Below are 15,701 nucleotides of genomic sequence, written 5' to 3'. Positions count from 1 at the left end.
TAAAACCACACCTCACCAACATCTGCCATCTCAATCGCCTCCCCTTTAACAACTTTTCTACAGGGGTAGACATCGTGGAGGGTGTGGCATAAACTCGTTTTTCGAAAGGGGTTTCGAGCAGTGGGGGTTCGGGTCCTCTCAGTATTTCACTTAAGAAAGAGGGGGGTTGCGCGTTTCGTGTCTTCCACTACAGACGTTGTTAATGCGTCCTATTTTTCTCATTCCAATCCAAATGATCCAGTCTGCGTGGCAGGTCAAGGTGTACGCCAGGCAGACTATGAATTCTGGTCCAGCGTTCTTCCCGCACTTGACGAGGACGCCGATACGGCCTGCATGCGCCTTGGGATAAAGACCGGTAAATCTGCTGGCGCGGTAGCCCGCATTATCATGGGCCTTCACCGCCTTACCGAGCTTCCTCAAGTAAAGGCTCTGCAAGATGCCAACCATTTGCTGGATTTAGCGGCTTTGATTGCCATCGATCAGGTGATGGCTAAACTAGGCCAGCCTTCAAAGGAGGTGGTCGCCGCAATTGATGCCTCATTAGCTCGGTGGTTTACCCCGACTAAGCCGAATCAGGTATTTCCCACCACCGCGCAGATTCGTCGCCGGATACGCGACCTTGTCAAGGTTCATGATGACTCCATCGCCGTGGAGGATAAGCGCCCAAAGAATCGGTACTCCATGATGACCCGCGCCCAGCGCGCCACCCTAGAACTCGAGGTGGACAGCAGCGTCGGAATCATCATCCATGAAGCAATTAAGGCAGCAGCCGAAAAGCATGAGGTGTCCATGGCGGAAGCGCTGATCCTCCTCACTACCGGAAAGGTGGAGCCAGAAGCTGCCCGAGTAGTGCTCCACACATATAAAGCCGACGATGTAGAGGACGCCCCAGTGTACGTGGAAGGACATGGCTGGCAAGTGGGAGACATCCCGGCTCAGTCCACAACGGTAAGAGATTTGAGCACCAAGCCGGAGGCCTCTAAGAGCTACGGACCAGCCACGATGGTTCGCAAATACGTTGAAGGCCGCGATGGCACCTGCCGTGCCGCTGGCTGCGGAATGCCGGCGTGGTTGTGTCAGTTAGACCACCGGATTAACTACGCCGATGGTGGGCCAACGCATCCGGACAACATGGTGGCGTTGTGCCAGCACCACCACAATATGAAAACCGATGGACGGGCCTTTTATATCTTGGACCCTGATACCGGGGATGTGGTCTGGCTTTTTGAGGACGGAACTTGGGCAATCACAGAGCCTTCCGGGCCGCTGGCTCCTAAGCGCAAGCGCTGGGCACGGAGCATCGCACAAGATATTGAAGGATATCGCACCAGGAAGCATCGCGAGGCTCAGGAGCTTAAAGCCGAGCTAGACAAAGAACAACGAGAAGCCGCACGCCAAACAGAAAAGGCGAAGAACAAAAAATCTGAAGGCGGTGAAGAAATCCCCTTCTAGGAAGGATCCGTCGTTTACAACGACGAATGGGATAGCCGGCTCTACCCCATATCCACTAGGAGCACTCCGCCAATGATCAGCGCGACCCCTAAACCCTTAAGCCAAGTGAAAGGCTCGCGGAAAAGCAGGAAGGATAAAAGAGCAGTAAGCGCCACGCCACAGGCAGTCCAGATTCCATAGGCCACACCTAGCGGTATGCCCTGACGGAGAGCCAACGACAAGAAAACATAGGAGGACACATAGGCCACGACGACCCACGCCACCCACGCCTTCTGCCCATGAACGGCCAGCATACGCAGGCCCAATGTACCGGCGACTTCGATGAGGATGGCAAGGGATAACCAGATCAAGGATCCACCTCCACGAGCGTGGTCTTCGGTTCCCTGCCGCCCATTTCAACGCAGACCACGCCGACGATGATGCACCCCATGCCCACCAACATGAGCGGCGTGAGCTGTTCGCCAAAGAGGTACGCGGACAACCCTGCGGTAAGCACCACGCCGGTTGCGCCCCAGATGCCATAGGCCGCACCCACGTGCATGCCGCAGCGCAACACTTGGTGCAGGGCGGAAAAAGCGACGACGTAGCCCGCCACCACCACGACATAGACGGCGGGGTGCTCCAGCGCCACCTTGAGGCATAAAGTCGCGACCACTTCGCTGACGATGGCGATGCTCAAAAGGAGCCAAGCGCGCACTTTCACCCTCCCAGATCCGCCGCATCCAGACCGCACTTCGAAAGGATCACGCGGTCCCCACGGTGTGGGATACCTTCTTCATCCCAATGGACTTGGGCGGCGGAAGTGTGGGCGCGGCCGGTACTGTTAACCACCCGCCACCAGGGCAGATCTGTGCTTTTCGACATCACCCAGCCCACATACCGCGGGCCGACGCCCGCCACTTTTGCGATCTCTCCGTATGTGGAGACATTGCCGGGCGGTATGCGGCGCACGACCTCCGTAACCCTAGAGTTCGATGGGTTCTTCGGGGGCATCCTCGACCTCACACAAGGTCAGAGTCGCGCCCGTGGAATCCTCGATCAGGCACAGGCGGCCGAATGGTGAATCGTGGGGCTCGCGAATGATTTTTCCGCCGTTATCCACCACAGCCTTCGCCGCTTGGTCGATATCCCGCACGCCCAGGTAGGTTTGCCAGAAACTCGGCAAGCCCTCCGCGTGCCAGAACCCGGCAAAGGCAGCGCCTTCCTCCTCTGCAACCGCGTAGTGCTCATCACCACGGATTTCCCAGTCGAAGAGCTCGCCATAAAAGTCCAACGTCGAGTGGAAATTCTCCGAGACCGTCAGCTCGTGCCATACCGGGGTCCCCGGCTCGCCGCCAGCAACGAAGCGGTCGAGCTCCGGCTGCGTCAAACCAAACATGGCACCACTGTTGTCCAGAACAAGCGCCAACGGCGCGCCTAATGCGAGGATCTTGCCGCCGAGTTGTTCTACCCGGGCGCAGTCGGCTTCCAAGTCGCGGGAAAGGAAGTACGTTGCCCAAGTGTCTTGGCCAGGGACGATCTCCGCGATCGGCAGGCCCTCCAGACGGGCAATGCCCTCTTCGAATTCCCAGCCCAACACGGCGGAATAAAACTCCTCGGAAGCCTTCACGTCGGAGCTAGCCAGAGTAATCCAGTAGGGCATTCCTACTTCTGCTTCAAAGGCGGGCATTAAAGGTTCCTCCACTTCTCCGGGTCGAAGTCATCATCGGCGGTGGCCTCATCAAAATAATCGTCGTCGTCTTCGACGACGCGGGCGCAGGTGTCGGAGACGCAGATGACGTCGCCAAGCGCCAGCGTTGCACCGCGCTGCTTAGTCACTTCCCCATTGACGGTGACCTGGCCTTGCTCGATAAGTTCTTTGGCCTCACCCCCGGTGGCGACCAAGGATGCCAGTTTGAGGAACTGGCCGAGCTTGATGGATTCTCCCTTAATTGAGACTTCTAGCATGCTGACCAGCATACCCAGCGGCTGCACTGAGCAGTCCCTCCACCAGAATGATGACGCCAAGCAGGGCAAACACTACGCCACTAAAGATATCGACACTGGCGGAGTTCTTCGCCATCCACTTCGACACCGCACGAGTACACAGCGCGACACCAACAAAAATAATGAGGCTTTCTATAACCAACACAGAACCAACCGTGGCATTGGCGCTCAAGCCCATGTCCGGATCGATAAAATTGGCAAAGATAGCGCCGAAGAAAATCAGAACCTTGGGGTTGGAAAGGTCGCTGACCAGGCCCATGCGGTACGCCGTGCCGAGTCTGATGATGCCATCCGGGGTGAACCCGCGCGGTTGAGGGTTCATAGTTGCCGGTGCACGGCGCTCTTTGATGCCACCGCTGATGGCAGAAAAAGCCATCCACAGCAGATAGCTGCCGCCGGCAACCTGCAGCGCCACCAGGATTTCCGGGTGCGCCGAAATCAATGCGGTAAGCCCCGCTAGCGAAGCAACGGTCCACATCATCAAGCCGGTGGTGCTACCGATTGCGGCCCACACCGCCGCGCGCGTAGAGCGTGCACCCAAACGAATAATCTGCACCACGTCTGGTCCTGGCGAGGCCATCGCCGCGAACCACACACCCATTAAGGCCACTATGGCGCTGAATGCCATCTAACACCCCCATACTCACATGTGTTTTCACTAACGCATGCCACTATAAGAGGCGTCTCACCTGCAGCGAAACAGGTAATTTAGCTTTGCGTGCGCGGCTTAATGGTCATGGTGTCAATGTTGACGTGCTCCGGCAGCGAGGCCACCCAACGCACGGCCTCAGCGATGTCTTCTGCGGTGAGGTTGAGTTCGCCGTCATACACCTGTGCAGCACGTTCGGTGTCGCCCCGAAAACGATTGAGGGAAAACTCCGCCGTGGCTACACGGCCCGGGTCGAGTTCGGTGACACGAACGCCGTGCTCCTCGATACGAAGTGCACGGGAAATCACGCGCACACCGTGCTTAGCGGCGTTGTAGCCGGAGCCGCCCTCGTAGACGTTCCAACCGGCAACGGAGCCCATGTTGATGATGAGCCCACCCCGCAGCTTCGGCATGAGGGCTTGGATCATACGGACAGTGCCTAGGACGTTGACGTCGTACATCCACTGCCAGTCCTCTACGGTGGTCTCCACGAGAGGTTCCAAGCCCTTCGCGCCACCGGCGTTGTTGACCAAGAGGTCCACGCGGTCGAGGTGGGAGACGAACTCAGCCACGGACTCGTCCGAGGTTACGTCGAGGGCGTGCGCCTCGCCGCCGATGTCCTTCGCGAGGGCCTCAAGGCGCTCTACGCGACGCGCACCGACGACAACATGCCAACCGTCGGCCGCCAACGCTCTTGCCGACGCCTCCCCGATCCCCGACGATGCTCCTGTGACGACTGCTACCTTTTCCATGCGCCCTAGGATAGGACTTCTTCCAGCTCGGCGCAGATGTTTTCGACGATCCCGGCCTTGAAATCAGCCGGGGTGAAGGTGCCATCCTTCATGTCGGTATTCAGCGAGATATCCAGCTGGGTGCGCAGCTGCTTCATAGAGAAGTTCGCCATGATGAGGCGCCACGCCTCTACCGCGCGGATGCCGCCGCTGAAGCTGTAGCCCACATACGCAATCGGCTTGCCTACCCACTCGGCGCCGAGGGAATCGACGGCGTTCTTGAAAGCGCCCGGCACGGAGTGGTTGTACTCCGGGGTGACAAAGATATAGCCGTCGCAGGAATCGACAGCATCGGACCAAGCCTGCACCTGCGGATCCTCGTAATTCTTGTTTGCCGCCATAGGAATGACGGAGGTGGTGAGGATCGGAACGTCGAAGGCCTTGAGGTCAATGAGCTCGTAGTCCACGTCGCGCCCCTGAGCGAGGTCGGTGACCCACTGGGCGATGGCCAGTCCGGCGCGGTCGTCGCGGGTAGAGCCGAGGATGATGCCGATTTTCGCCATAAGGATGCCTTTCTTAATTTGTTAACACGTCAACGTCTGAGGGTACGCCGATATGTCGACGCAATCGACAAGTCATCCAGATATGTCGAAAATTCTGAAAAAAATCGACATATCTGCTCAACATGTCTATTCTTTTACCATGCCAACCTATAGCCCGGACACCCCCTACAATGAGCTTCCACCCCTCCCCCCTGCAGAAGTGGTGGAAACCGTTCCCGTGCTTAAGGCCATCATCGATGCTAAGGAAAAACTGGCTGAACTGCGTACGGCCTGCCAGCTCATCCCTAACCCGGAGATCATCACCTCAACGATTCCACTGCGTGAGGCTCGTGCTTCCTCCGAGATTGAGAACATCGTCACCACTAATGACGAGCTCTTCCGTGCGGCGTGGCACGTCGATGCCGAGCCGACTCCTGCCACCAAGGAGGCTCTTCGCTATAACGCCGCGCTCCACGCTGGACTTTCCTCACTATCGCAGCGACCTCTATCAGAAAAGACAGCAAAAATCGTATGCAGCACCCTTCTAGATACTCAGGCCGAGGTGCGTTCACTTCCGGGCACGTTTATCGGTAACCCTGTAACGAAGGAGAGGCTCTACACCCCACCTGAAGGAAGGGAGATTATCGAGGACCATCTCGCAGCGTGGGAGGACTATATATATTGCAGCCACGACGTTGATTCCCTTGTAAAGATGGCACTGCTTCACTATCAATTTGAAGCAATCCATCCTTTCTACGATGGCAATGGGCGCACTGGACGAATCCTTAACGTCCTCTACCTCATCCAAGAAGATCTTCTTGAGCTGCCGGTTTTGTACCTGTCCGGGTATATCGTCGGAAACAAAGCAGACTACTATCGCCATCTCAACGCTGTGACAGCTAAGGGAGCATGGGAAGACTGGCTTCTTTTTATGATCCGCGGCGTTCACGCAGCGGCTGCCGACGCCTCCTCGATGATTACCCAGCTTCGGGCTATCCAGGAAAACACTGCGCAACGAATACGTTCTGCGGGCGTGATTAACCATCCCCTCGAGATGGCCGAGCTCATTCTTATCAAGCCCTATGTACGCATTACTGACGTGGTAGAGACGGGCTTCGTCAAACGCCAAACCGCCAGCGCGTGGCTGGCGCATCTCGTAGATTTAGGAATCCTAGAAGAAATCCAACAAGGCCGCTCCAAGGTTTTCCTTCACCGTGCCGCTCTCGATGTTCTGACTCGAGACTAAGAGGAGGGAATAGGATGGCTGACATGCATCACCCAGACGAAGGATCCTTTGAACGCATGACCAGCGGGCAGTGGTTCATGCCCAGTGTCAACGAGGAGGTTAGCGCCGAACATCGACGCGGCTTCCTGCTGGCCAAGGAGCTCAATGAGCTGCAAAACACCAACCCAGAGCGCGCGAAGGAGATTTTGCGGGAACTGTTGTCGCCCGAGTCCGAGGTTCCCGGGCTGCACACGCCGCTCAACGTCGAGTATGGCTGCAATGTGACCATCGGAAAAGACGTGTTCATCAACTTTGGTGCGACAATCCTGGCGCAGGCGCCTGTAACCCTCGGAGACCACGTCATGATCGGTCCGAACTGCTCGCTTATTACCGTGGGGCATCCTGTCAACGACCATGAGATGCGAGCAGAAGGTTGGGAGATTGCGAAGCCCATTAGCGTCGGACGCAACACGTGGTTCGGCGCCAACGTCACGGTGCTGCCGGGCGTGACCATCGGCGAGGATTGTGTCGTTGGAGCGAACACACTGGTCACCACAGATATCCCGGATAGGTCACTGGTGCTGGGTCAACCCGGTCGTGTGGTGCGCACGCTGGAGGACAACGAAGATAGGTGGGAGCGCCAGGATCTCGATGTTTGATCTCAAGGCGATCGGCAAGGGGCTACCCGTCCTAGAGACCATCGATTCTCTGCCTTCCGCCGGTCACGTCGTAGTCCAGGCTCCGCCCGGCACGGGTAAGACCACGCTCGTTCCGCCGGCGCTGGCTAACCAAGTAGAGGGCAAGGTTCTCGTCACCGCGCCGCGCCGCGTAGCTGTGCGTGCTGCGGCAAACCGCCTTCAAGAGTTGTCAGGCCAGCGCATCGGCTATGCGGTGCGCGGTGATTCCCGCAAAGGCGCAGACGTCGAGTTTGTTACCCCAGGTGTTTTGTTGCGCCGCCTGCTGCGGGATCCGGAACTTGAAGGAATTTCCGCCGTAGCCATCGACGAGGTGCATGAACGCCAGCTCGATACTGACCTCGTACTCGGCATGTGCTTGGAGTTGGCGCAGCTCCGCGATGATTTTCGGGTCATTGCCATGTCCGCGACTGTCGACGCCTCCCGCTTCTCCCAGCTCATGGGAGGGGCGCCGATCCATTCCACTGAGGCCGTTACATATCCGCTCAACATCTCCTATGAACCGATTCCGGGGCGCGCTGCGGGAGATCGAGACTTTTGGAAAGGCGTGGCGAGGGTTGCCGCGCGGCAGCACGAGTCCACGCTGGTCTTTGTGCCGGGAGTTCGCGAGGTCAACCTGGTGTGTGATGCCTTGAGCGGCCACAACGTTTTTCCGCTCCATGGCCGCCAAACCACGCAGGAGCAGGACGCTGCGCTGTATACGCGAGAACAGCGCATCGTCGTCGCCACGTCCATCGCCGAATCTTCGCTGACCGTGCCGGGTGTGCGCACCGTCGTCGATGCTGGGTTGTCCCGCGTCCCCAAGCGGGATGTGCAGCGCGGGATGAGTGGGTTGGTGACAGTATCGACGTCGAAAAGCAGCGCCGACCAACGCGCCGGACGTGCCGGGCGTGAGGCGCCGGGTACCGTCGTCCGCTGCTATTCGCAGGAGGACTACCAGCACTTTTCTCCGCACGTGATTCCAGAGATCCTTTCCGCGGACCTCACGCAGGCGGCGTTGTTCATGGACTGTTGGGGCGCGGGACCGGACTTCCCGTTGCTGGATCCCCCACCGGGGCCCGCGCTTGCCGACGCCCACCGCACCCTAGATCTGCTCAACGCTGGCGAAGAACTGGCGCTGCTGCCGACGCACCCACGGTGGGGCGCGGCACTGTTGAAGTACGGTGCGGGGGCGGCGCAGACGATTGCCCGCCTGGATGATTCGGATCCGAAGCGGCTTGCCCGCCTGGTGCCCAACAAAGGTCCGGTGGACCCAGGCGTGGTGGTCGCTACTGCCTTCCCGGAGTTCGTGGCTAAGCGCGTAGGTGACAAGGAGTATTTGTTGGCGAGTGGCACCCGCGCGCGGTTTCTCGAGGATGGTCACGAGTGGTTGGCGGTGGCTGAGGTGTCGTTGGCGCAATCTGGAAACGCCATCATTCGTGAAGCAGTGCCCATTGCGGAGAAGGACGCGCTCGAGATCATCGGCGTGACCGAAGAGACGCGGGCTTTTCTCGACGGCTCCAAAGTGCGGGGAATCCGTGTGCGTGCGGCAGGCGCCATCGTATTGTCGGAAACCCCAGTGAAGGTCTCCGGTGATGAGGCGGTGGAGGCACTACGCAACTCCGGACAGGGTTTAAACCTGTTTCACTTCAGCGAGAAGGCCCAGAACCTGCGGGAACGTATGCGGCACTTACACGCTGCATACGGTGAGCCATGGCCGGACGTGGACGGTGATGATCTGAGCTGGCTGGAGCCGGAGCTGTATGAACTGGCTTCCGGTAAGCGCCCAGACATGTATCCGGCGCTGCAGCGCCTGCTGCCGTGGCCCGAAGCTAGCCGCTTGGATGAGCTCGCGCCGGAACGGTTATCGGTTCCGTCCGGACGTGCTGCGAGGATCGATTGGTCCGGCGAGCGCCCAGTGGTCTCCATCAAGTTGCAGGAATGTTTCGGGTTGGCGGAGTCTCCCGAATACTGCGGCCATCGCGTGCAATTTCATCTGTTATCCCCCGCCGGCCGGCCACTTGCCGTCACCGATGATCTAGCGAGCTTCTGGTCTGGGCCCTATGCCGGGGTGCGCGCCGACATGCGCGGGCGCTATCCCAAGCACCCGTGGCCGGAGGATCCGTGGAATGCGGTAGCAACCGCAAAGACGAAGAACCGGATTTAACCCCACTGCTGCCAGGCCAGGTACACGCTCATCACCACGACGAGAGTGAGCAGTGCATAGCGGATGAGCTTCGCACCGCCGCCGAGCACTGTTCGCGCACCCAGCTGCGCGCCGATGATATTTGCTGCTGCGAGAACAAGTGCTAGGCCCCATACCACGTGCCCGCCCACGATAAAGACCACGAGCGCGCCGACGTTGGTACATGTGTTGACCACCTTGGACATCGCGGCGGAGGTAAGGAAGTTCTGGGAAAAGATGGCGGTGAAGGCCATGATGAGGAACATGCCGGTGCCGGGCCCAAAAATACCGTCGTAAAAGGCAATGGCCGCCACGGCGGCTAACCCGGTCCACGTGCGCCAGCCGCCACGGATACCGTCCCCTTCGCCGCTGCCGAAGTCTGGGCGAAAGGCCACGAAAATGCCGACTGCCACCATGAGCACGATGATGACCGGCCGCATGACGTCCTTGTCCATGAGTGCGGCTGCTGCAGCGCCGAGCCCGGAACATAGGAGGGCGATAAGGCCCATACGGATGAGCTCGCCCTTCGGCGGGCGGACCTTCTTGACGAGCGTGACGGCAGCAGAGGCCGTTCCAGAGACCGCCGCCACCTTGTTCGTGGCCAGGGCTGTGGCGGGCGCAAGCTGGGGCGCGACCGCCAGGATGAGCGGAATGAGCACGAGCCCGCCGCCACCAATGACGGCATCGATCCATCCGGCCACGGCAGCGCCGATGGTGAGAATCGCCCAACCGCTTAATCCGAAATCCATGTCCATCATTAAACTCGATTCCATGTCTGTTCGTACGAGATGGGTCATCGTGGCCCCGGGGTCTGCAGCACTGGGGGCATTGTTTAGCTACCTTCACGTACCCGCAGCCTGGATCCTCGGCGCCATCGTGGTCTCGGGAGCCATGGCCTTGACGACGGGCAAAGAACTCGCCGTTAATGAGCACTTTTATTCTGTCGCCCGCGGATTCATCGGAATGATGGCGGGCATACCTTTGACCTTAGTTCCTGCCTCCACCCTCATCGGCTTTGTGCCAGCCGCGGTGACGATGTCACTCATTACTGTTTTAATCGGCGTCGCTGGCGGTGTTCTGCTGCATCGTTCGCAGCCGAAGGATATTTCCTGGGAGACGGGTATTTTGTCGATGCTGCCGGGCGGGGCCTCCCTCATGCCGGCACTAGCTAGCGAGCTCGGCGCGGACTACCGCTACGTGGCGCTGACGCAATACCTGCGCCTTCTGGCGGTGTCGGTGTCGCTGCCTTTGGTGGTGTCGTTGTTGGATGCCCCCGCTGGTCACGGTGTCGACATGAGCGTTGACGGCGAGGTCACGTGGTGGATCGTACTGCTGACTCTCGCCATCGCTGTGGTTGGTGAACAGCTGGGCAAGCTGGTGCGTTTGCCAGCTGCTGCTGTTTTGGGGCCGCTCATCTTGACGGTGCTGGTTGCGCAGGTTATTCCAGCCGGCCACACACTGGAGCCGCTCTACGTGTTCAAGATCATGGCCTTTATGTCCATCGGCTGGGTCTGCGGTGGTGGGCTTTCGGTACCGGCACTGCGGGCCTTCGCCAAGCAGCTACCGGCGACGATCCTCTTTATCGTTGTCGTGATCGGCGTGTGCGCATTGACCGCACTGCCTCTGACCGCATGGCTGGACATAACCTACTTCGAGGCTTACCTCGCCACCTCACCCGGCGCGCTGGAGACGGTGCTTGCGCTGTCTGCGGAAGGAGGCGCGGGCCCAGCCGTGGTGGCCGTGCAGATTATCCGGCTCATCATCGTGCTGGTCATCGCCGGCTACCTGCCGCAGATTTTGCGGCTATTCCGCCGCTAATGGATAAATCCAAGAGTCAGGTGTGGATAAATCCAAGAGTCTGACAGCTAGTCCAGAATCGTCTCGCGCAGGATCGACATCGGCACAGAACCTAGGGCCAATGCCTGGGAGTGGAAGTCACGTACGTCCATCCCCTGTTCGACTGCGGCGTCGCGGGTCTGCTGCCACAGGCGCTGGCCCAAGGCATACGACGGCGCCTGGCCCGGCCAGCCCAGGTAACGGGTGACCTCGAAGGAGAGGTTGGCGTCATCCATCGCGGTGTTCTCACGCATGAAGGTCTTGACGTGGGACTTGTCCCAGACGCCGGACGCGGTGCACTCCGGCAACGCCTTGCCCAGGTGGAGTCCGATGTCCACCACGACGCGGGCGGCGCGGAAGCGTTGGGCGTCGAGAAGCCCCATGCGGAAGCCCGGATCATCCATGTATCCCAGCTCCGCCATGAGTGCTTCAGCGTACAGAGCCCAGCCCTCACCGTGGCCAGAGTTCCACGTCACCGCACGGCGCCATAGGTTGAGGTCCGGCTGGGTCAGCGCGGCGCCAATCTGCAGATGGTGGCCCGGCGCGCCCTCGTGGTGGACGGTGGTTAGTTCCTGCCAGGTGTGGAAAAGCTCCTGGCCAGCCGGTACGGACCACCACATGCGGCCGGGGCGGGAGAAATCGTCAGAAGGCGAGGTGTAGAAGATGCCGCCGGTGCCTGCCGGATCGATGCAGCACTCGATCTCTTTAACCGCTTCCGGGATGTCGAAGGCGGTGCCGTCGAGGTCCTTGATCACGCGGTCCGCGGTGGACTGCATCCACTCCACTAACGCGTCGGTGCCGTGCAGCTGGTAGCGCTCCTCTTCGTTGAGTTTGCGCATGGCCGCGCGCACGGTGACGTCGGAGCCGTAGAGCTCGTGGGCGATTTTTTCTTGTTCCGCCTTGATGGAGCGCACCTGGTCCATGCCCCACTCATAGGCCTCGTCGAGGTCCACGGCGTCGCCGACGAAGAGCTTGGAGAAGCGCTCGTAGCGCTCGCGGCCCACCGCGTCCTGCGATGGTGCCTGCGGCTGCAGCTCGTTAGAGAGCCAATCGGCGAACTCGCCGAAGGCTTCCTTAGCCGCGTCCACCTCTGGGCCCTCAACGCCAAGGTCCTCGAGCATGGAGCCGGCGTCGGCAAGCCGCTCGCATTGCACGAAGACATCGGAGATCTGGCGCTGCGGCGCGACCATGCCACGCGAGGCCGCCTCGGTGAGGGACTCCTTGTAGCCGTTGAGCGAGGTTGCCACCTTCGACAGGCGCGAACGCAACGCATCAAGCTGTTCCGGGGTGTCCTTCGGCATGAGCATGAGGGTGTCGCGGATGGTCTGCACCGGGGAGGCAATGTTGTTAAGGCAGCGGATGTCCTCACCGGCATGGTGCAGGTCAAGATCCAGGCAGAGACGGTCGCGCAAGACGGCGGCGGTGACGTAGTCCACCTCGTCAAAATCGTCGTCATCGTCGGATTCGTCGGTGGTGTCATCGAGGGCATCGAGATCCGCCATCATCTCACGAGTGCGATCCGCCACGGAGGAGTAGTACTCCGGGGAGAAATCTTCCAACTCTCCGTCGAAGCCAGGAATTCCCCACGCGGTGGCAGCGGTGGGCGTGAGCTGCGCGAGGTCGTGGACGAAGTTATCGCACGACGCGTCCAGCAGCGAAGGCTGGCGCTCTGCGTTCTGGTCAAAACTCATAAGGGCGAAGTCTAACGAAGATCCAGGGGGTTGGGCCAACCCAGCGCCGCCTTATTTACCAGGTTGTTAGCTAATTGTTGCTCCACTTACTTCCCGGGCTCGTCCATGATGCAAATTGATCCAGGACTTCAGCTGGAAACGGGCTGACCACGAGCGCGTCGAGGAAGCGTTTTTGAACGAACCCCTCCTGCACCATTGCGGAGTACATGTTTATAAACGGCTGCCAGAAACCGTTGACGTCTACTAGGCCCACCGGGCCATCAAGGTTGCCTAATTGTTGCAGGGTAAGCACCTCGGTGAGCTCCTCTAGAGTTCCCACGCCGCCCGGCAGGCACACGAAGGCATCCGCGAGTTCCTCCATACGCGTCTTGCGCTGCGCCATGGTGTCCACGACCTCGAGCTTGGTTACCCGCTGGTGTGACATCTCGTAATCGACGAGCTGCCGCGGGATTACTCCGATGACGGTGCCGCCGGCTGCCAAGCAGGAATCCGCGACGATGCCCATCAGGCCCACGTCACCGCCGCCATAGACCAGGGTGAGGTTGCGCCGCGCGAGCTCCTCCCCCAAAAGGTGTGCGGCTTGGCCATAGGCTTCAGAGTTTCCGACGGCGGAGCCGCAGTACACAGCAACAGAATCCATGAACACCACTCTAACGCAGGCACACTTCTAGACTATGATGTCTACTGAATCCCAATTTCTATTAGACAATGCGGTCTGGTGAATTTATACTTGCGCCATGATTAAATCTGGTCCCGTGTTCACTCGCCCCCGCACCCCGGCGGCGAAGTGCCTCCACATCATTCGACTCAATCCCGTTGTGACCCGCAGTGAACTTGTCGAAGCCACGGGGCTATCCCAGCCCACGATTACCCGCGCCACTGCCGCGCTGCTGGGCGCTGGGCTGATTCGCGAGCGCACGGATTTGACTCAGTCCCGCGGGCGCGGACGCCCCACCGTGCCCCTAGAGGTAGCGGATAATAACTGGATGCTCGCCGGCATTGCGGTTGGTACCGCCTTTACCCACATCGCCTTCTTCGATACCAAGGGGCGCACCCTCCGCGAGGAAGACGTGGCTACCCCGGTTTCGCGTTTGAGTGCAAGCGATGTCATCGAGCACATCATCGCTGGTGTCAATCGCCTCATGACCGGCCTGGATCTCCGTTTGGTTTCAGTCGGCGTGACCACCTCCGGAAGCGTCAACGAGGCCGGACGCATCACTGCCCACAACCTGGGCTGGGACGAGATGGACATCGCCAGCCGTCTGGAGTACCAGTTCGGCGTTCCGGTTGTCGTGTCTTCCGTCATCCCCGCCATCCTGGGATCCGAGACGCAGTCCGCGGAGCTGGGCGCGGAAAAGCCCGTCATGGTGCTCTACGCGGATGACTCCGTCGGTGCTGCGCTCACAGTCGGCGATGAAATTGTGCAGCTCGAACTCGACGGTGCTGACGCCCTGGCCACGCAGGCGATACTGAATGAGACCGGCGGAGACTCATTCCCAGACGTGGTGGCGAATGCTAACGATCAGACGCGAGCGCTTCTCGACGACCGCGCGCGCTCCCTCGGCACCACCGCCGCTGAGCTGTTGACGGAGCACACGCCCGATACTCTCGTTGTGGCCGGCGGTGCCTTTTCGGATGATCCGGCGGCCCCGAAGCTCTTTGCTTCCGCCGTGCGCCAGGCCACCGATCACCCAGTGGAGCTGCGCATGATCCCCTCGCACACCGAAATTGTGCGCGCCTGTACCCGCGCTGTGGCGCTCGATCCACTGCTGCGCGTACCGCTGGAGCTCGGCCGCGAGGCGAAAGCTGCCTAAAAAGGGATCGAATTGATGCCCGTAAAAAGGTGGGCCTTGAGCCCGAGGCGCTGCGCGCCAGTGACGAAGTCGGGCCGATCATCGAAGAAGTGCGTGTCCTTGGCCTGCGCGCCCAGGGCATCGACGGCCACGAGGTAGGCCTCCGGATCTGGTTTAGCTACCCCGATATCGCAGCTCAGCGTCACGGCGGCGCATTCCTGAAGCCAGGTCTGCGTCTGGCGGATCCGGGTTCCCAGTACCGCCGGCACATTCGCTAGGATGCCGACGCTGTGGCCTTGACCGATGAGGTTTAGCACCGCACGAACTACCTGTGAGTCGGCAACCAGCAGGCGCTCAGTGTCCAGTTCGGTCGCGTGGCTGACGTCAAAGGAGTCCAGTTCAGTCAGCGCGCGGATGCGCCCCCAATATTGCGAATCACTCAGGTGCCCAGAATTATAAGCTGGGCGAAACTCCTCATAGAGCGACCAAAAGTGCTCCGGGTTTTCGGGACGGAGATAATCCTCCAGCTCAGCGTTCCCAGCGGGCCGCATGAGCACGCCGTAGAGGTCGAAGAGCAAAGTGGCCATGCGCCCAGTGTAGCCAGACCGCAATAGCGCCGGTCAGGGTGCCCGCCACGAAAAGCGGAAGCGACAGCGTGCCGTGGGCCCACAACGTCGAGATCGCTCCCACGAGGAACAAGCCGCCCACGCTAAACAAGGAGCGGCTCAGCGCCGTCGATGCCGCAGCCGCGCCCAACAAGAGGGCAAGTCCTGCAAACGGACCAAGCATGACGGCAAGAGCAAAGAAGAAGGTTCCCAGCGCCATGTTCGTTGCCGCCAGCCACGTGCCGCCGACCAATGCGATCACAAGGCCGGCCAGGGCACCGCAAATGAGCATCAGGCGCGTTGTAGTCATAAAAGAAATTCTCCCACCAACC

Annotated in this window: 19 protein-coding genes; 6 read left to right on the top strand and 13 right to left on the bottom strand. The window is 60.1% G+C overall.

What is annotated here, in order from left to right:
* Positions 1-177 precede the first annotated feature (177 nt).
* Positions 178-1,452, top strand: a complete 1,275-nt coding sequence (locus HMPREF2565_RS10060) for an HNH endonuclease signature motif containing protein (RefSeq protein WP_071407272.1) — start codon at positions 178-180, stop codon at positions 1,450-1,452.
* A gap of 41 nt (positions 1,453-1,493) precedes the next feature.
* Here the strand turns inward: HMPREF2565_RS10060 and HMPREF2565_RS10055 are convergent, their stop codons facing one another.
* The 8 genes from HMPREF2565_RS10055 to HMPREF2565_RS10025 all read right to left on the bottom strand — a co-directional run bounded on the left by HMPREF2565_RS10055 (position 1,494) and on the right by HMPREF2565_RS10025 (position 5,381).
* Positions 1,494-1,802 (bottom strand): DMT family transporter, encoded by a 309-nt coding sequence (locus HMPREF2565_RS10055; protein ID WP_049156727.1) that lies wholly within the window; start codon positions 1,800-1,802, stop codon positions 1,494-1,496.
* Complete coding sequence (locus HMPREF2565_RS10050) at positions 1,799-2,149, bottom strand: DMT family transporter (RefSeq protein ID WP_049156726.1); 351 nt, start codon at positions 2,147-2,149, stop codon at positions 1,799-1,801. Before HMPREF2565_RS10050 ends, HMPREF2565_RS10055 begins: the two co-directional genes overlap by 4 nt.
* A 2-nt stretch (positions 2,150-2,151) precedes the next feature.
* Positions 2,152-2,445 (bottom strand): MGMT family protein, encoded by a 294-nt coding sequence (locus tag HMPREF2565_RS13540; RefSeq protein WP_080975120.1) that lies wholly within the window; start codon positions 2,443-2,445, stop codon positions 2,152-2,154.
* Entirely contained in the window at positions 2,417-3,121 is a 705-nt protein-coding gene (locus tag HMPREF2565_RS10045) for a VOC family protein (RefSeq protein WP_070517092.1), read from the bottom strand. Before HMPREF2565_RS10045 ends, HMPREF2565_RS13540 begins: the two co-directional genes overlap by 29 nt.
* Complete coding sequence (locus HMPREF2565_RS10040) at positions 3,121-3,399, bottom strand: RNA-binding S4 domain-containing protein (RefSeq protein ID WP_046648682.1); 279 nt, start codon at positions 3,397-3,399, stop codon at positions 3,121-3,123. The genes HMPREF2565_RS10045 and HMPREF2565_RS10040 overlap by 1 nt, the downstream gene beginning before the upstream one ends.
* On the bottom strand, positions 3,380-4,066 hold the full coding sequence (locus tag HMPREF2565_RS10035; RefSeq protein ID WP_046648600.1) for a LysE family translocator: 687 nt from the start codon (positions 4,064-4,066) through the stop codon (positions 3,380-3,382). Before HMPREF2565_RS10035 ends, HMPREF2565_RS10040 begins: the two co-directional genes overlap by 20 nt.
* An 80-nt stretch (positions 4,067-4,146) precedes the next feature.
* Positions 4,147-4,839 (bottom strand): SDR family oxidoreductase, encoded by a 693-nt coding sequence (locus HMPREF2565_RS10030; RefSeq protein WP_053089091.1) that lies wholly within the window; start codon positions 4,837-4,839, stop codon positions 4,147-4,149.
* 5 nt (positions 4,840-4,844) lie between these two features.
* Positions 4,845-5,381, bottom strand: a complete 537-nt coding sequence (locus HMPREF2565_RS10025) for an NADPH-dependent FMN reductase (protein WP_046648604.1) — start codon at positions 5,379-5,381, stop codon at positions 4,845-4,847.
* Positions 5,382-5,463: 82 nt separating this feature from the next.
* Here HMPREF2565_RS10025 and HMPREF2565_RS10020 point away from each other — a divergent pair, with 82 nt between their 5' ends.
* From HMPREF2565_RS10020 to HMPREF2565_RS10010, 3 genes are read left to right on the top strand one after another with little or no spacing between them, the layout of a single operon-like run.
* Entirely contained in the window at positions 5,464-6,606 is a 1,143-nt protein-coding gene (locus tag HMPREF2565_RS10020; RefSeq protein ID WP_046648684.1) for a Fic family protein, read from the top strand.
* A gap of 23 nt (positions 6,607-6,629) precedes the next feature.
* Positions 6,630-7,244 (top strand): sugar O-acetyltransferase, encoded by a 615-nt coding sequence (locus HMPREF2565_RS10015; protein ID WP_371441017.1) that lies wholly within the window; start codon positions 6,630-6,632, stop codon positions 7,242-7,244.
* Positions 7,237-9,426, top strand: a complete 2,190-nt coding sequence (locus HMPREF2565_RS10010; protein WP_071407270.1) for an ATP-dependent RNA helicase — start codon at positions 7,237-7,239, stop codon at positions 9,424-9,426. The genes HMPREF2565_RS10015 and HMPREF2565_RS10010 overlap by 8 nt, the downstream gene beginning before the upstream one ends.
* Here the strand turns inward: HMPREF2565_RS10010 and HMPREF2565_RS10005 are convergent.
* Complete coding sequence (locus HMPREF2565_RS10005; RefSeq protein WP_371441016.1) at positions 9,423-10,199, bottom strand: TSUP family transporter; 777 nt, start codon at positions 10,197-10,199, stop codon at positions 9,423-9,425. The two genes, HMPREF2565_RS10010 and HMPREF2565_RS10005, sit on opposite strands and share 4 nt — an antisense overlap.
* A gap of 16 nt (positions 10,200-10,215) precedes the next feature.
* Between HMPREF2565_RS10005 and HMPREF2565_RS10000 the strand changes: the two genes are divergently transcribed.
* The gene (locus HMPREF2565_RS10000) at positions 10,216-11,262 is read left to right on the top strand and encodes an AbrB family transcriptional regulator (protein WP_371441015.1); all 1,047 of its coding nucleotides are present in this window, start codon (positions 10,216-10,218) and stop codon (positions 11,260-11,262) included.
* Positions 11,263-11,309: 47 nt separating this feature from the next.
* On the opposite strand, the gene HMPREF2565_RS09995 is transcribed toward HMPREF2565_RS10000, so the two are convergent.
* Positions 11,310-12,971, bottom strand: a complete 1,662-nt coding sequence (locus HMPREF2565_RS09995) for a DUF885 domain-containing protein (RefSeq protein WP_070702518.1) — start codon at positions 12,969-12,971, stop codon at positions 11,310-11,312.
* Between the two features lie 70 nt (positions 12,972-13,041).
* On the bottom strand, positions 13,042-13,611 hold the full coding sequence (locus HMPREF2565_RS09990; protein WP_049156802.1) for an LOG family protein: 570 nt from the start codon (positions 13,609-13,611) through the stop codon (positions 13,042-13,044).
* A gap of 97 nt (positions 13,612-13,708) precedes the next feature.
* On the opposite strand from HMPREF2565_RS09990, the gene HMPREF2565_RS09985 reads away from it, so the two are divergent.
* Positions 13,709-14,785, top strand: coding sequence for an ROK family protein (locus HMPREF2565_RS09985; RefSeq protein WP_046648615.1), 1,077 nt, complete (start codon positions 13,709-13,711; stop codon positions 14,783-14,785).
* On the opposite strand, the gene HMPREF2565_RS09980 is transcribed toward HMPREF2565_RS09985, so the two are convergent.
* Both HMPREF2565_RS09980 and HMPREF2565_RS09975 read right to left on the bottom strand, forming a co-directional pair.
* Positions 14,782-15,351, bottom strand: a complete 570-nt coding sequence (locus tag HMPREF2565_RS09980; RefSeq protein WP_049156695.1) for an HAD-IA family hydrolase — start codon at positions 15,349-15,351, stop codon at positions 14,782-14,784. The two genes, HMPREF2565_RS09985 and HMPREF2565_RS09980, sit on opposite strands and share 4 nt — an antisense overlap.
* Positions 15,293-15,679, bottom strand: a complete 387-nt coding sequence (locus tag HMPREF2565_RS09975) for a hypothetical protein (RefSeq protein WP_046648617.1) — start codon at positions 15,677-15,679, stop codon at positions 15,293-15,295. The genes HMPREF2565_RS09980 and HMPREF2565_RS09975 overlap by 59 nt, the downstream gene beginning before the upstream one ends.
* Positions 15,680-15,701: the final 22 nt, after the last annotated feature.

Origin of the sequence: Corynebacterium sp. HMSC072A04 (genome assembly GCF_001809235.1) — a bacterium.
Classification (GTDB): domain Bacteria; phylum Actinomycetota; class Actinomycetes; order Mycobacteriales; family Mycobacteriaceae; genus Corynebacterium; species Corynebacterium hiratae.
The sequence above is the reverse complement of the archived record's forward strand: the minus strand, read 5'-3'. Positions and strand labels throughout refer to the sequence as shown.

What these genes read in the sequence shown, in the direction of transcription:
- HMPREF2565_RS10020 (WP_046648684.1), top strand. Translation starts at nt 5,464, where the DNA reads ATGTCGAAAATTCTGAAAAAAATCGACATATCTGCTCAACATGTCTAT.
- HMPREF2565_RS10010 (WP_071407270.1), top strand. Translation starts at nt 7,237, where the DNA reads ATGTTTGATCTCAAGGCGATCGGCAAGGGGCTACCCGTCCTAGAGACC.
- HMPREF2565_RS10000 (WP_371441015.1), top strand. Translation starts at nt 10,216, where the DNA reads ATGTCTGTTCGTACGAGATGGGTCATCGTGGCCCCGGGGTCTGCAGCA.
- HMPREF2565_RS09995 (WP_070702518.1), bottom strand. Translation starts at nt 12,971, where the DNA reads ATGAGTTTTGACCAGAACGCAGAGCGCCAGCCTTCGCTGCTGGACGCG.
- HMPREF2565_RS13540 (WP_080975120.1), bottom strand. Translation starts at nt 2,445, where the DNA reads ATGCCCCCGAAGAACCCATCGAACTCTAGGGTTACGGAGGTCGTGCGC.
- HMPREF2565_RS09980 (WP_049156695.1), bottom strand. Translation starts at nt 15,351, where the DNA reads ATGGCCACTTTGCTCTTCGACCTCTACGGCGTGCTCATGCGGCCCGCT.
- HMPREF2565_RS10030 (WP_053089091.1), bottom strand. Translation starts at nt 4,839, where the DNA reads ATGGAAAAGGTAGCAGTCGTCACAGGAGCATCGTCGGGGATCGGGGAG.
- HMPREF2565_RS10035 (WP_046648600.1), bottom strand. Translation starts at nt 4,066, where the DNA reads ATGGCATTCAGCGCCATAGTGGCCTTAATGGGTGTGTGGTTCGCGGCG.
- HMPREF2565_RS09975 (WP_046648617.1), bottom strand. Translation starts at nt 15,679, where the DNA reads ATGACTACAACGCGCCTGATGCTCATTTGCGGTGCCCTGGCCGGCCTT.
- HMPREF2565_RS10040 (WP_046648682.1), bottom strand. Translation starts at nt 3,399, where the DNA reads ATGCTAGAAGTCTCAATTAAGGGAGAATCCATCAAGCTCGGCCAGTTC.
- HMPREF2565_RS10025 (WP_046648604.1), bottom strand. Translation starts at nt 5,381, where the DNA reads ATGGCGAAAATCGGCATCATCCTCGGCTCTACCCGCGACGACCGCGCC.
- HMPREF2565_RS09990 (WP_049156802.1), bottom strand. Translation starts at nt 13,611, where the DNA reads ATGGATTCTGTTGCTGTGTACTGCGGCTCCGCCGTCGGAAACTCTGAA.
- HMPREF2565_RS10045 (WP_070517092.1), bottom strand. Translation starts at nt 3,121, where the DNA reads ATGCCCGCCTTTGAAGCAGAAGTAGGAATGCCCTACTGGATTACTCTG.
- HMPREF2565_RS10005 (WP_371441016.1), bottom strand. Translation starts at nt 10,199, where the DNA reads ATGGACATGGATTTCGGATTAAGCGGTTGGGCGATTCTCACCATCGGC.
- HMPREF2565_RS09985 (WP_046648615.1), top strand. Translation starts at nt 13,709, where the DNA reads ATGATTAAATCTGGTCCCGTGTTCACTCGCCCCCGCACCCCGGCGGCG.
- HMPREF2565_RS10015 (WP_371441017.1), top strand. Translation starts at nt 6,630, where the DNA reads ATGCATCACCCAGACGAAGGATCCTTTGAACGCATGACCAGCGGGCAG.